The sequence below is a fragment of the Candidatus Pelagibacter sp. RS40 genome (genome assembly GCF_002101295.1).
GTDB lineage: Bacteria > Pseudomonadota > Alphaproteobacteria > Pelagibacterales > Pelagibacteraceae > Pelagibacter.
Genome location: NZ_CP020778.1, coordinates 32,071 through 47,033, shown reverse-complemented (window position 1 = coordinate 47,033; position 14,963 = coordinate 32,071). Strand labels below are relative to the sequence as shown.

The following is a 14,963-nucleotide window of genomic DNA, read 5'->3' as shown; positions in this document are numbered from 1 at the left end:
TATTTATTTAATTGTGATCCATAAAACAGCGATAATAGATAGTAAAGCACTTATAGGTAACAATGTAAAAATCGGTCCATATTCTATAGTTGGTCCTGATGTTGAGATCGGTGATGATACAATAATTCATACACAAGTAAATATAACTGGGAACACAAAAATAGGAAAAAAAAATGAGATTTTTCCATTTTGTTCAATTGGAACACCCCCACAAGATCTTAAATATAAAGGTGAAAAAAATTCTTTAATAATTGGAGATAATAATAAATTCAGAGAGTACGTGAATATAAATCCAGGCACAGAGCAGGGTGGCAGTATTACTAAAATCGGAAATAAAAATTTATTTATGGTTTATTGTCATGTAGCACATGATTGTATAATTGATGATAACATAGTTCTTGCTAACAATGTTCAAGTTGGCGGCCATGTTTCAATAAATAAACATGCAATTGTAGGTGGAAGTTGTGCGATTCATCAATTTTCTAGAATTGGTGAATTTGCGATGATAGGAGGAATGACAGGGGTATTAAGTGATGTTATTCCTTACGGTTTATCTCTTGGAAATAGAAATTATTTAATAGGATTAAATTTAATTGGTTTAAGAAGATCAGGTATTTCAAATCAAGATATTAAAAAAATTCAAAGCGCATATGATATTATTTTTTGTGATGATACATTTAGAAAAAATATTGAAAATTTAGGTTATGAATTAAAAGAAAATAAATATGTTGATAACATCGTAAAATTTATTAATTCCGATAAAAAAAGACCAATATCTGTTCCTATGAATAATAAATGATTTGTTTATTCCTCGGCAATAGAAATTTACCAAAATTAATTATTAAAAGACTAAAAAGAAAAAAAATAAATTTTTTTATTATTGATTTAACAAAAAAAAATATCTTTAAAAAATTCGATAATAGTTTCCATATTGGTATAGGAAAATTTGGAAAAATATTAAATTTAATAAAAAGTAAAAATTGTAAAAAAGTGATATTTGCTGGGAATATCGAAAAACCAAAAATTTCATCATTAAAACTTGATTTCAAAGGAATTTATTATTTGCCAAGAATTATTAAAGCAGCAAAATTTGGAGATGCAGCCATATTAAAAGAATTAATAAAAATATTAGGAGAAAATAAAATAAAAGTTTTAAAACTGAATAAATTTAATCCTGAATTAACCTTAAAAAAAGGAACTTATAGCAAGTTAAAACCTAACTTAAATCAGAAGAGAGAGATTAATAAAGGTATAAGATATTTGTATTCAATTAATTCTCATAATCACGTTCAAGCAGCTGTTATTAGAAATAATAAACTTATTTCGTATGAAAAAAAACAAGGCACTCAATCAATGTTATCAAAAATAAGTAAAGTGAAAAAAAATAATGGTTTTTTAATAAAGCTTCCCAAAAAAAACCAAGACTTAAGAGCTGATTTACCAACAATAGGATTTGATACAATAAAAGAATGTAAAAGAATTGGTTTGAGGGGTATTGTTTTAAAAAACAATCAACATATAATTTTAGATAAAAAAAAAATAATTGAATTTTCCAATAAAAATAAAATGATTTTACATGTGATATGAAGAAGATATTTGTTTTAACAGGCGAGCCATCAGGGGATAAATTGGCTTCAAATGTAATTAAGAGTCTAAATGAAAAAAAAAAAGATATTGAATATCTTGGTGTATGTGGCAATAATTTAAAATCTTTAGGAATTAAATCTATATATGATCAAAAAGATATCACCTATATGGCTTTTACTGATGTCATATTTAACTTTTTAAAAATAAAAAAAAAAATTGATTTAACTGTAAATAAAGTCATTAAGTTCAATCCAAGTATTCTTCTTACAGTTGATAGCCCTGATTTCTCTTTACGTGTTTCTGAAAAAGTAAAACAAATCAATCCAAAAATCAAAACAATACATTTTATTGCACCAAAGGTATGGGCATGGCGAGAGGGAAGAGTAAAAAAAATGAAAAAATATCTTGATCATATTCTTCTTTTATTTGGTTTTGAAAAAAAATTCTTTGATAAAGAAAAATTAAAAAATACTTTTGTTGGACATCCTTTGTTAGATTACATGGAAAAGGATATAAATGTTGAGATCAATAATTTTGTAGAAAAAAAAAATATTGTATCTTTGTTTCCAGGCAGTAGAGATAGTGAAATTAAAATCCTTTTTCCAGTATTAATTAATTTTATAAAGAAAATGAATTTAAAAGATAATTCGTATCATTATATTTTTCATTCTACTCAAAAATTTAAAGAAATGATAAAAAGTAAATTATTACCAGAAAAACTTTCCAATGTTGAAGTTGTTAGTGATGATAAAATAAAATCTCAGGTTTTAAAAAAATCAATTTTTGCGATTGTGAAGTCTGGAACTGTATCTATCGATGTATGTAAAAATAATATTCCTTCAATGATAATTTATAAAATGAATTTTTTTAATTATCATATAGCTAAATTTTTATTGAAAATTAAATATGTAAATATGATCAACATAATCAATAATAAAGAAATCATTCCAGAACTTTTGCAGAATGAATGTAATCCAAATGAGATTTATAAAACTTTTTATTACTTTATGAAAAAACCTAATTTAATTAAAGAACAAATGTCTGTCGTTAAAAATACTATAGATGATTTAAAGTCTTCAACCTCTGCAAGTGACCAAGCATCTAAAGTAATTTTATCCTACCTTACTTAATCTATCTAAAACTCTTTTTTTTCCTAACGATATTATAATATCATATATTCCAGGTCCAAATTTTGAGCCTGTTAAAATAATTCTTAATGGCTGTCCTACACCTTTAAAGTTTGTTTGATTCTCTGATATTAAATTATTTATTATTGGTTCTAATGTTTCTTTATTAAAAACTTCTATTTCATTTACTTTTTTCATGAAAGATTTGATTATATTTTTTGCATTCTCAGTTATTAAACTCATTTCAGCTTTTTCAATAATTATCTCATCATTTATAATAAATTTTGAATTGTTATAAATATCTTCCATTGTTTTTGCTTTGTTTTTTAAAAAAGTTAATGATTTTTTTATAATATTTAGATTTTCATTGTTAATATTTTCCTTAAAATTTTTACAATATTCCTCGAAACTTTGGAAAAGATCATCGTTACTTTTATTTTTTATATAATACTCATTCATTGATAAAATTCGTGACATATCAAGTTTTGAAGGTGATTTTCCAATACCTTCCAAATTAAAATATTTAATACTTTCTTCCAGAGAAAATACTTCTTTATCTTTATAAGACCATCCCAATCTCATAAGATAATTTCTTAGGGCATCAGGCATAATTCCAATTTTTTTGTAATCATCAATTGTTGAAGCATTATCTCTTTTTGATAATTTTTTACCTTCCAAGGTATGAATTAAAGGTATGTGCGCAAATAAAGGTTTTTCCCATTGCAGCGCCTCATAAATTTGAATTTGTTTAAATGTATTGATTTTATGATCATCACCTCGAATTATATGAGTCATATCCATATTATGGTCATCTACTGAAGCCGATAAATTGTATGTTGGTGTTCCATCTCTACGTAAAATTATAAAATCTTCAATTGTATTATTTTCAATTTCTATATCTCCTTGAACTAAATCATTAATTTTTGTGCTGCCCTCAATTTTACTTTTAAACCTTATTACTGGTTTTACATCTTGAGGAGCCTCTATTTCACTTTTATCCCTCCATTTTCTATTATAAATGTACGGTATCTTTTTTTGTTTAGCTCTAAGTTTTTGCTCTTCTATTTCATCTGAGGAGCAATAACATTTGTAAGCATTTCCGGTTTCTAATAATTTATTCACGACTTTAATATGACTTTCAATATTTTTTGATTGAATATACTCCTCTCCATCATGATTAATCCCTATCCATTTAAGAGAATTTAAAATCTGTAATTTAAATTCCTCTTTTGATCTTTCTTTATCAGTATCTTCAATTCTTAAAAAAAATTTTCCATTATGGTTTTTTGAATATAGCCAATTAAATAAAGCAGTTCTTACTCCACCTATATGCAACGGTCCAGTAGGTGAGGGTGCAAACCGAGTTGCAACTTTTTTCATCCAAAAATATTTAGACTATTTTATTAGAAGTTTCTATATAAAGATACTAGTACGCCTTGTACTTTTACTCTGTCAGGACCAAAAATTTTAGTCTCATAATTTCTGTTAGCACTTTCTAGTGCCACAGTCTTTCCTTTTCTACGAATTCTTTTTAACATAGCTTCATTATCATCAATCAAAGCTACAACAATTTTACCATTTTCAGCAGTATCAGCCTTTTTAACTATTACAGTATCACCATCATTAATACCCGCTTCAATCATTGAATCGCCTTTAACTTTTAGACCAAAAAACTCTCCATTTTTCTCGATGTTATCTGGCATCGGAATTCTCATTACTTCATTTTGAATAGCTTCTACAGGAGTGCCCGCTGCAATATTTCCTAAAACTGGTATTTCACTACCAGATTTATTCCCTAGATTTTTATCATCTAATCCACCTCTAATTACACTTGGTGAAAAACTATTATAAATATCATTGGCAGAAGCAGTTTCTGGTAATTTGACTACTTCAAGAGCTCTTGCTTTGTGAGCTAATCTTTTGATGAAACCTCTTTCCTCTAGAGCACTTATAAGTCTATGTATCCCTGATTTAGATTTAAGATTTAGAGATTCCTTCATTTCTTCATATGATGGGGATACACCTGTAGACCTCAACTTCTTGTTAATAAATAAGAGTAAGTTTTTTTGTTTTTTAGTTAGCATAGAACAAATTGTGTACACAAATGTTCTATTAAAGTTCTACAATTATCACAATAGAAAAAAGATCAATAAAATTAAGGTTTTCGGCCTAAAGAATAGAAAAAATATTGTTATTATCTAAATTTTTAAGAATTGATTCACCAATTAAAAAAGTTTTTATTTTGGTGCTGTTTCTGATTTTTAAAACATCTTCTTTGCTTTTAATGCCACTTTCAGAAATTAAAGGGCCATTGTGATTTACTAGAACATCATGAATATCATAAGTTGTATTAATATTTGTTTCGAGAGTTTTTAAATTTCTATTATTTATTCCTATTAAAGCATCATGGTATTTGAGAGATTTTTTTGCTTCATCTACTGTGTGAACTTCAACAATAACTGACATTTTTTGATTAATAGCTTCCTGGTAAAGTTCATCAGCAATTTTTTCATTTACACCAGCAAGAATAATCAAAATTGCATCTGCACCATAACTTTTTGAAAGTTTAACTTGAAATTTATCTATAAAAAAATCTTTACATAAAACAGGAAGATTTATTTTTTGTTTAATTTTTTTAATATGATCCAATTTACCCAAAAAGTAATCTTCTTCTGTTAAAATAGATAAGCATGTAGCTTTATTTTTAAAATAAATCTCTGCGATACTTAGAGGATCATAATTTTCAATTATAATACCTGCTGAAGGACTTGCTTTCTTAATTTCTGCAATAATTGATAAATTATTATTATTTATATTATTTTGAATTTTATTTTTAAAATCAATGAAATTATTATTTTTTTCTATTTGGTCATTTATACTTTCCAAGGATATTTCATTTTTAATCTTTTCAAGTTTCAATTTCTTTTTGTCGATGATTTTTTGTAAAACATTGTTAGACATAATTTAATTTTTTTAAATGTTCTAGTGTTTTACCACTTAATAAATGATTTCTTGAAATTTCATAAGCATTTTTAAAGTTCGTTTCTTTTTCAGAAACTATTAATCCAGCTGCAGCATTTAAAGAAACAGCTTTAGAAAAATCATTATCTTCACCCTTAAATATTTCAATTATTTTTTGAGAGTTATATTCAGCATCTTTACCAACTAATTTTTGAAAATTATCAGCCTTTATATTTAATTGCTTAGGATCAATAATGATTTCACTTATTTCTCCTCTTTTCAATTGCATAACATGGGTTTTTTGATACGGAGATATTTCATCTAAACCATCTTCACTGTTTACTACCCAGGCAAATTTGATATTTAAATTTTTTAATGCGCTAGAAAATATTTTAAGTAAATTTCTATCAAATACACCCACTACTTGTCTTTCAACTTTTGCTGGACTGCTTAATGGACCAATTAAATTAAATATAGTTCTTTTTCCAATTTTTTTTCTTGTTGGTCCGACATATTTCATGGCGCTATGATAGTTAGGAGCAAACATGAAACCAAAATGGTTTTTATTTATTTGATTTTCTACACCTTTTGAATCTAAATTGATATTTACTTTTAATGCCTCTAAAACGTCAGCAGAGCCACATTTGGACGAAACTGCTTTGTTACCGTGTTTTGCAACCTTAACTCCCATACTTGCCAATAACAAAGCTGAGGCAGTTGAAATATTTAATGTATCTTTCCCATCACCACCTGTTCCACAAGTATCAATGCAATTCTGCACATTCACTTTTGTTGCTTTGTCTCTCAAAACTGCAACACCTCCTGCAATTTCATCTGAAACCTCGCCTTTTTCAGAAAGGTAAGTCAAAAATTTGAATATTTCGTCATCATTTGCTTTTCCATCCATTAAATTTTGAAAAGCATTAATACTTTCTTCAAAAGATAAGTTTTGTTTATTTCTTAATTTATCTAAAAATTTATCCATTTTAATTCTTAATAAAATTTTTCAATATTTTTAAACCATGTATAGTTTTTATACTTTCAGGATGAAATTGCACACCATGAGTATTATATTTTTTATGTTTAATACCCATGATATTACCGTCATAAGTTTCAGCTGTTATCTCTAGCTCATTTGATAATGTTTTTTTGTCTATTATTAAGCTGTGGTACCTTGTTGCTTCAAATATTTTTGGGATTTTTCTAAGTACCCCTCTCTTTTTGGAATAAATTTTGCTTGTTTTTCCATGAACTAATTCCTTGGCTTGTACTATTTTTGAACCAAATGATTGACCAATTATTTGATGTCCTAAACAAACCCCTAAAATTGGAATTTTTTTATATAAGTCCTTTACAATTTTAAGACAGTTTCCTGCTTGATCTGGATTTCCTGGACCAGGTGAAATAACAATTTTTTTGTATTTTCTTTTTAAAATTTCTTTGGAATTAATTTTATCATTCCTTATAACATCAACGTCTTTGGCATAAACAGAAATATAGTGATATAAATTGAATGTAAAACTGTCATAGTTATCAATTAGTAATATTTTCATAATTATTCTAGTGCTTTTAATAAAGCTTTTGCTTTATTTACCGTTTCTTTAAATTCATTTAATGGTTTGCTATCAGCAACAATACCTGCTCCAGATTGAACATAAAATTTTTTATTTTTAGTTAATGCTGTTCTTAAAGCAATACATGTATCAAAATCACCATTTGCAGAAAAATATCCAATACCACCTGCGTATACTTTCCTTTTTGTATTCTCAAGTTCATCAATTATTTCCATTGCTCTAATTTTTGGTGCTCCAGATACAGTACCAGCAGGAAAACCAGACAACAAAGTGTCAAATTTAGAAAACTTATTATTAAATTCCCCTTGCACATTCGAAACTATGTGCATGACATGAGAATATTTTTCAACATTAAAACTTTCTGTAACTTTTACAGTGTTTATTTTTGATACTTTGCCCGTATCATTCCTACCAAGGTCTAAAAGCATCAAATGCTCGGAAAGCTCCTTTTTATCTTGTAAAAGATCTTTTTTAAAAAAATTGTCTTCTTTTTTATTTTTACCCCTTGGTCTAGTACCGGCTATAGGCCTTATTGTTATTTTATTATTTCTTAATCTGACAAGAATTTCAGGACTTGCCCCAATAATTTGAAAATCGTTAAAATTAAAAAAATACATAAATGGTGATGGATTTGTTTTTCTAAGTTTCTTGTAAATTTCTAATGGTTTTTTTGTTAATTTAGTTTGAAATCTTTGACTTAGAACAACCTGAAAAATATCACCAATTTTAATATATTTTTTTGCTTTTTTTACATTTGATATAAATTTTTTCTTTGAGGTATTTGATTTGATAGGACTCAATTTAATTATTTTTTCATTAAACGATGAATTTTGGGAGTAGTTTGCTAAAAAAACCATTTGTTCTATTTCATGAATAGATTTTTCGTATTTCGTTTTTAAATTTTGAATTTTTTCGTCACTAAATACATTGACAATAAAATATAGCTTACTTTTTAAGTTATCGTGAATTACAAGGTTTCTTGGACGTAATATTCTTGCATCAGGTATGTTTAAATCATCTTTATTTTTATTAGGTATTCTTTCAATATAACGGATAATGTCATAAGAAAAATAACCTGATATCAGTGAACAAATAGGAGGTAAGTTTTTAGGTGTATTAAATTTAAATTCTTCAATAATTTTTTCTATGTTCTCTTTAGGATTTCCTATCAATGTTTTTTTTTTGTTCCCAGTTAGAATTTGACATCTATTGTTATTAAACTCCCAAATTTTATCTGGATTACTACCAAATATTGTGTACCTACCTTTAATTTTCCCTTTTTCTACAGACTCAAAAACAAAACTATTTTTTTCAATTAAAAGATTATTAATTAAATTAATTATTTCTTGTTCACCTTTTGTATTAATAGAAAAAAATAAAACTTGATTTTTTTTTTTTAAATAACCAGATTTAAATTGGTTAAAATTGACATTAAGCATTATCTGAAATTATTTTTTATTCTCTCAAGCGTGCTATTAAATAATTTAACATTATATTTTTTACTCAAAGACAAATCATAAGTACTATATATTTCTCCCATTACTTGACTATTTGACTTTAATTTATACTCGTTAACTTTATCAGCATCTTTATTAAGCATACTTGTATTTATATTTGATATTTTAGATAAATAGACATCATTATTTTTATCTGCAATCAAAACAAAACTTTTTTTAGGGAGCGAATATAATAATTCTACCGACTCTCTACTAAAAGTTTCATCAAAATTGGATGAATTAATTTTCAATTTTTTAATATTACTTTCATTCTTTGCAATTTTTAAAAATTCAACATTTGAAAATTTTTTATCTTGAATTTTTTTAAATAGTTTTTTGTTGTAATCAATTTTTTGCTTCATCACTAATTGATTTTTAACTCTTTCAATAAAATTTAAATCATTTAAGTCTGGTAAAATTTTTTTTACGTTTGATATCTCATATAAAAGATAAAAGTCATTTTTATCAATAATTTGAGTGTTATCCTCTTTTCTTTTAGAATATATTTCTCGTAGAATCTCATCTGAATCCATCTCATTGTTAAAATTTGAAACTACTTCAATTTTTAAATTATATGCTTTTTGAATTTCATTTAATTTAGAGCCATTAAATATACTATTTTCTATTTCATCAATTTTTTTAAAAAAATCGTCATTAAATTCACTAATATCCAAAAGTGTCTTTGGTGTAATTTTTGTATATTTAATATCTATTAATTCTTCTTTTAGATTATCTTCATTCTCTTTAATAAATTTATCGATCTCAGATTTAGATGTATTGATTTTATAAACTTGATTTAGATCGAAATATTCAATTTCGAGTTCTTTGTTTTCATTAATATAAATTTTATTTTTGAGAAAATATGGTGAAATTAGTCCTCCACTTACATAATCAAATAAATTTTTCTTTAATTCTTGATCCTTAAGTTTTATTTCATAAATTGGCGCTGTAAGATTATTCTCTAAAAGAAATTTTTCATATTTCAGTCTCGAAAATGATTTTTTATCATCAACAAATTTTTCATCACTTCTAATTTTATTTGCTAATATGTTTTCAGACAATGATGCGTTTAAGCTTTCTATTTCCATTTCTAATAATTTATTAGAGACAAGACCAGTTAATATTTCTTCAATAACATTATTTTCTATATTTTCTTTTACATACTCCAAGTTAATTCTTGACTGATTTACATATTGTAAAAAATCTTGTGTCGAAATTGATTTATTATTTATTTTAGCAACATTGTTAGTATTGCCTCCACTAAATACACTTCCCATTCCCCAAAATACAAATGGAACAATAATTATAGCTATTAGAACACCAGCTAATTTAGTGTTTGAAAATCCTCTTAAGTTTTTTAACATCAGTAAATCGTTTATATATTGAACTACAAAAAACAAACCTATAAATTAAAATATTGTGTATGACAAATATTAATATGATTTTTGTAGCTAACTGGAAAATGCATGGCAATTTTAATGATATTTCAAAGGTAAAAACTGTTTTAAACTTGATTAAAAATAAAAAGTATAAAAAGATTAAGATAATTTATTGTCCGCCATTTACATTGATTAAATCATTTTCAAATTATTTTAACAATACTAAACTTAATATAGGTGCACAAAACTGTTATTATAAAAGCGATTATGGTCCATACACAGGAAATGTAAATGCAAAACTCATCAAATCTGCTGGAGCAAAATACATTATATTAGGACATTCAGAAAATAGAAATGAGGGAGAAACAGATTTGCTTATCAACCAAAAAATTAAATCTGTATTAAAGGAAAAATTAAGCATTATATTTTGTATAGGCGAAACAATAGATGAAAAGAAAAAAAAAATTACATTCCAAGTTTTAAAAAGACAAATATCCAAAGGTCTGAAAGGTATAAAAAATACAAATAAAATTATTATTGCCTATGAACCTGTATGGTCTATAGGTTCAGGAATTGTTCCTTCAAGAAATGAATTAGAAAAAAATATTAAAAAAATTAAAAAAATCCTTAAACAATTTAAATTCAAAAATTCTGTAAAGATTTTATATGGTGGATCTGTTAACTCCAAAAATGCAAATGAAATTTCAAAAATAGATGGCATAGGCGGTCTTTTAGTGGGTGGGGCATCTCTTAATTCAAAAAAATTCATTGATATAATAAAAAAAACGTCTAATTAATTCTCGTGGAAAATATACTTTTAATTCTAAATATTATACTTGCAGCAATTCTTGTTGTACTTGTTTTGCTCCAAAAGTCAGAGGGAGGAGCTCTTGGAATAGGTGTATCCCAAGATAATTTTATGTTTTCAAGATCAGCAGGAAATTTTTTAACCAAAGCAACTTCGATTATTGCAACATTATTTATTATCTGTAGTCTTGGTTTAACTATTATTTCTAGGGGAGAACTTACTCCAACAACATCTGTAATTGATAAAATTGAAAAAAATGCAGACGATGCACCAAAAGTACCAGAAAATAATAATTAGTACTTTTCATTTTTAAATAATCAGTCTATAAGATAATTCCATGGCGCGATATATATTCGTAACCGGCGGCGTGGTATCATCTTTAGGAAAAGGATTATCATCAGCATCACTTGGATATTTATTAAAATCACAAGGCTTTAAAGTCCGTATTAGAAAAATGGACCCGTATTTAAATGTTGATCCAGGCACCATGAGTCCATTTCAACATGGTGAAGTTTTTGTAACTGATGATGGGGCTGAAACAGATTTAGATTTAGGACACTATGAAAGATTTACAGATATTTCTTCTAAACAGTCAGACAATATAACAACAGGAAGAATTTATTCTGACATAATAAAAAAAGAACGTAAAGGTGGATATCTTGGAAAAACTGTACAAGTTATCCCACATGTAACTGATAGGATTAAAGAATTTATCAAGAAAGATATTACAAATGAGGATTTTGTAATATGTGAAATTGGTGGAACTGTCGGTGATATAGAAAGCTTACCTTTTTTAGAGGCTATAAGACAATTTTCAAATGAGAATGGAAAACTTAAATCGTTATTTATTCACCTTACTTTAGTTCCATTTATGAAATCCTCAGACGAAATAAAAACCAAACCTACACAACATTCTGTAAAAGAGTTAAGAAGTATAGGTATTCAACCTGATATTGTTATATGCAGATCAGAACAATCTATCCCGATTGATCAAAAGAGAAAAATATCACTGTTTTGTAATGTGCAAATAGAAAACGTAATAGAAACTATAGATGTAAAAACTATTTATGAAGCTCCTATAAGTTTTTTTAATCAGAAATTAGATAAACAAGTTCTTAAATATTTTAATTTAAGATCAAGGAGAAAACCAAATCTTAAACCTTGGAAAAAAATTACAAATACAGTTTTAAATACAAGAAAAACAGTTAATATTGCAATAATCGGGAAGTATGTGAACTTAAAAGATGCTTATAAATCTTTAGATGAAGCTTTAACACATGGTGGAATCCAGAATAAAGTTAAAATTAATTTAATAAGAATTGAATCAGATAAATTAAAATCAAACAACATAAGAAAAAAATTAAAAAATGTCTCTGGTATATTGATACCAGGAGGTTTTGGAAAGCGAGGTACTGAGGGTAAGATAGCTTGTATTAAGTATGCACGCGAAAAAAAAATACCTTTTTTAGGTATCTGCTTTGGAATGCAAATGGCAGTAATAGAATTTGCTAGAAATGTACTAAAAATCAAAAACGCAGGATCAACTGAACTTGATAAAAGAATTTATCCAGTAATCGGATTGATAAATGAGTGGAGCAAAGATGGTTTAATTATAAAAGGCACAGATAGAAATTTAGGTGGCACAATGAGGCTTGGTATATATGAAGCTTTGCTTAAAAATAATTCTGCCATAAAAAAAATATATAAATCATCAAAAATAAAAGAAAGGCACCGTCATAGATACGAAGTAAATAATAATTTGAGAGAGAAATTTGAAAAAAATGGTTTAATTTTTTCTGGCATGTCACCTGACAATAAATTGCCTGAGATTATTGAATTAAATAGTCATCCATGGTTTATTGGTGTTCAGTTTCACCCAGAATTTAAATCTAGACCTTTGGATCCTCATCCTTTATTTTCATCCTTTATTAAAGCAAGCAAGTCTAATTATGCAAAATAAAATAGTAAATTGTAACGGAATTGAAATTTCAAACAAAAATAAAATTTGTTTAATCGCTGGCCCATGCCAATTGGAGACAGAGCAACACGCAATGGATATGGTTGGTAAAATTAAAGAAATTACTGAAAAATATAAAATAGGTTTAATCTACAAAACCTCATTTGATAAAGCCAATCGAACGAGCTTACAGGGAAAAAGAGGGGCTGGTCTAGAGAAATCTTTACCTATTTTTGATAAAATAAAAAAAGAGAATAATATTCCAGTCCTAACAGATATTCATAATGAAGATCAATGTTCACTTGTTGCACCTCATGTAGATGTTCTGCAAATTCCAGCATTTCTTTGTAGACAAACAGATCTATTAGTTGCTGCAGCAAAAACTAAAAAAGTTATTAATGTAAAAAAAGGTCAATTTTTAGCTCCATGGGATATGGTTAATGTCACAAAAAAAATATCTGAAAGTGGTAATGAAAAAATTCTTGTAACTGAGAGAGGAGCCAGCTTTGGGTACAACACGCTAGTATCTGATATGAGGTCAATACCTATAATGGCTAAAAATGGTTATCCAATAGTTTTTGATGGAACACATTCTGTACAACAACCTGGTGGTCAAGGTGATAAAAGCGGAGGACAGAGAGAATTTGTTGAATATTTATCAAGAGCTGCCGTTGCTGTTGGAATAGCTGCAATCTTTTTAGAAACCCACCAAGATCCAGATAATGCTCCATCAGATGGGCCGAACATGGTGCCACTAGATAAACTAGATGGTTTAATTAACCAAATTGTAGAAATAGATAATTTAATTAAAAAAAATTAATGAGCAAAATTACAAAAGTTGTTGCAAGACAAGTTTTTGATAGTAGAGGCAACCCAACAGTTGAAGCAGAGATATTTGTTAAAAATTTAAGCTCAAGTTCAATTTGTCCATCTGGAGCATCTACCGGAACATATGAGGCATTTGAAAAAAGAGATAAAGCCAATAAAAAATATCTCGGTAAAAGTGTTTTTATTCCTATTAAATATATAAATTCTGTAATCTCAAAAAAATTAAAAAATCAAAATATTCATAATCAAGAGAGAATTGATCATATTTTAATTAAATTGGATGGTACCAAACAGAAAAAAAAAATAGGCGCTAATGCTATATTGGCTGTTTCTATGGCTGCAAAAAAATTATCAGCAAAAATAAAAAAAATACCCTTATATAAAAATTTTCTAGTTAAAAGTAATTACAAGCTCCCATATCCATTAATGAATATAATTAATGGTGGTGCTCATGCGAATAATGGACTTAGAATCCAAGAATTTATGATTAGACCTGATAGGGCAAAGTCTTTCTCTGAAGCCATAAGAATGTGTTTCATAGTAATAAATAATTTGAAAAAATTAATTAAACAAATGGGACACTCAACATCTGTAGGTGATGAAGGTGGTTTTGCACCAATGATTAATGATAATGAAAGTGCATTAAAACTTATAGTAAAAGCAATCAATTTGTCTGGATTTAAAAATGGAAAAGATATTTCAATTTGTTTGGATGTCGCTGCTAATGAGCTAATTAAAAATAAAAAGTATTCAATTCACTCTAAAAAATTTATTTCTGTTGATAAATCTATTAAAAATTACTTAAAACTAATCAATAAATTTAAAATTAAATCAATCGAAGATCCGTTTGGAGAAAATGATTGGAATGCATGGACTAAATTTTTAAGCAAAACACGAAAAGTACAAATAGTGGGGGATGATTTATTTGTAACTAATTTAGAAAGATTAAAAGTTGGATTTTTAAATGTATCAGCTAATTCAATTTTAATTAAATTAAATCAAATTGGTACTGTAACAGAGACACTTGAAGTAATTAAATTTGCACAATTAATAGGTTATAATACAATTATTTCACATAGATCAGGTGACAGTGAAGATACTTTTATCGCAGATCTTGCAGTTGGTACAAATTCAAATCAAATCAAAACAGGTTCATTAGCAAGGTCAGAGAGGGTTTCAAAATATAATCAGCTAATACGTATACAGGAGAAACTTGGAACATATTCAAAAATGAATACAATTTAAA

Annotated in this window: 15 protein-coding genes; 8 read left to right on the top strand and 7 right to left on the bottom strand. The window is 26.7% G+C overall.

The features are described from left to right. Positions 1–13: 13 nt before the first annotated feature. The 3 genes from lpxA to lpxB are packed head-to-tail and all read left to right on the top strand — an operon-like array spanning position 14 to position 2,717. Positions 14–799: an acyl-ACP--UDP-N-acetylglucosamine O-acyltransferase gene (gene lpxA / locus B8063_RS00250; protein ID WP_085068388.1), complete on the top strand. Its 786-nt coding sequence runs from the start codon at positions 14–16 to the stop codon at positions 797–799. Next, positions 796–1,587, top strand: coding sequence for a UDP-2,3-diacylglucosamine diphosphatase LpxI domain-containing protein (gene lpxI, locus B8063_RS00245; protein WP_085068386.1), 792 nt, complete (start codon positions 796–798; stop codon positions 1,585–1,587). The genes lpxA and lpxI overlap by 4 nt, the downstream gene beginning before the upstream one ends. After that, the gene (gene lpxB, locus B8063_RS00240; protein ID WP_085068384.1) at positions 1,584–2,717 is read left to right on the top strand and encodes a lipid-A-disaccharide synthase; all 1,134 of its coding nucleotides are present in this window, start codon (positions 1,584–1,586) and stop codon (positions 2,715–2,717) included. The genes lpxI and lpxB overlap by 4 nt, the downstream gene beginning before the upstream one ends. Here lpxB and gltX read toward each other — a convergent pair. The 7 genes from gltX to B8063_RS00205 form a co-directional block, all read right to left on the bottom strand. Next, positions 2,700–4,094, bottom strand: a complete 1,395-nt coding sequence (gltX, locus tag B8063_RS00235; RefSeq protein ID WP_085068382.1) for a glutamate--tRNA ligase — start codon at positions 4,092–4,094, stop codon at positions 2,700–2,702. The two genes, lpxB and gltX, sit on opposite strands and share 18 nt — an antisense overlap. A gap of 23 nt (positions 4,095–4,117) precedes the next feature. Then, positions 4,118–4,798 carry a transcriptional repressor LexA gene (gene lexA / locus B8063_RS00230; RefSeq protein WP_085068380.1) on the bottom strand — a complete coding sequence of 227 codons (681 nt, stop codon included), beginning with the start codon at positions 4,796–4,798 and terminating at the stop codon, positions 4,118–4,120. Positions 4,799–4,883: 85 nt separating this feature from the next. Then, positions 4,884–5,675: an indole-3-glycerol-phosphate synthase gene (locus B8063_RS00225; RefSeq protein ID WP_085068378.1), complete on the bottom strand. Its 792-nt coding sequence runs from the start codon at positions 5,673–5,675 to the stop codon at positions 4,884–4,886. After that, a complete protein-coding gene (gene trpD / locus B8063_RS00220) occupies positions 5,668–6,660 on the bottom strand; it encodes an anthranilate phosphoribosyltransferase (RefSeq protein ID WP_085068376.1) in 993 nt (330 codons plus the stop codon). The genes B8063_RS00225 and trpD overlap by 8 nt, the downstream gene beginning before the upstream one ends. Before the next feature lies 1 nt (position 6,661). Then, the gene (locus B8063_RS00215; RefSeq protein WP_085068374.1) at positions 6,662–7,228 is read right to left on the bottom strand and encodes an anthranilate synthase component II; all 567 of its coding nucleotides are present in this window, start codon (positions 7,226–7,228) and stop codon (positions 6,662–6,664) included. Between the two features lie 2 nt (positions 7,229–7,230). Next, a complete protein-coding gene (gene trpE, locus B8063_RS00210; RefSeq protein WP_085068372.1) occupies positions 7,231–8,688 on the bottom strand; it encodes an anthranilate synthase component I in 1,458 nt (485 codons plus the stop codon). Continuing rightward, positions 8,688–10,109, bottom strand: a complete 1,422-nt coding sequence (locus B8063_RS00205; RefSeq protein ID WP_085068370.1) for a SurA N-terminal domain-containing protein — start codon at positions 10,107–10,109, stop codon at positions 8,688–8,690. Before B8063_RS00205 ends, trpE begins: the two co-directional genes overlap by 1 nt. Before the next feature lie 59 nt (positions 10,110–10,168). Between B8063_RS00205 and tpiA the strand changes: the two genes are divergently transcribed. From tpiA to eno, 5 genes are read left to right on the top strand one after another with little or no spacing between them, the layout of a single operon-like run. After that, positions 10,169–10,921: a triose-phosphate isomerase gene (tpiA, locus tag B8063_RS00200; protein WP_232311396.1), complete on the top strand. Its 753-nt coding sequence runs from the start codon at positions 10,169–10,171 to the stop codon at positions 10,919–10,921. Positions 10,922–10,926: 5 nt separating this feature from the next. Beyond that, on the top strand, positions 10,927–11,229 hold the full coding sequence (gene secG / locus B8063_RS00195) for a preprotein translocase subunit SecG (RefSeq protein WP_085068368.1): 303 nt from the start codon (positions 10,927–10,929) through the stop codon (positions 11,227–11,229). A 40-nt stretch (positions 11,230–11,269) separates the two neighbouring features. Further along, on the top strand, positions 11,270–12,892 hold the full coding sequence (locus B8063_RS00190; protein WP_085068366.1) for a CTP synthase: 1,623 nt from the start codon (positions 11,270–11,272) through the stop codon (positions 12,890–12,892). After that, positions 12,882–13,709 (top strand): 3-deoxy-8-phosphooctulonate synthase, encoded by an 828-nt coding sequence (gene kdsA / locus B8063_RS00185; protein ID WP_085068364.1) that lies wholly within the window; start codon positions 12,882–12,884, stop codon positions 13,707–13,709. The genes B8063_RS00190 and kdsA overlap by 11 nt, the downstream gene beginning before the upstream one ends. Next, on the top strand, positions 13,709–14,962 hold the full coding sequence (gene eno, locus B8063_RS00180) for a phosphopyruvate hydratase (RefSeq protein WP_085068362.1): 1,254 nt from the start codon (positions 13,709–13,711) through the stop codon (positions 14,960–14,962). The genes kdsA and eno overlap by 1 nt, the downstream gene beginning before the upstream one ends. Position 14,963 lies beyond the last annotated feature (1 nt).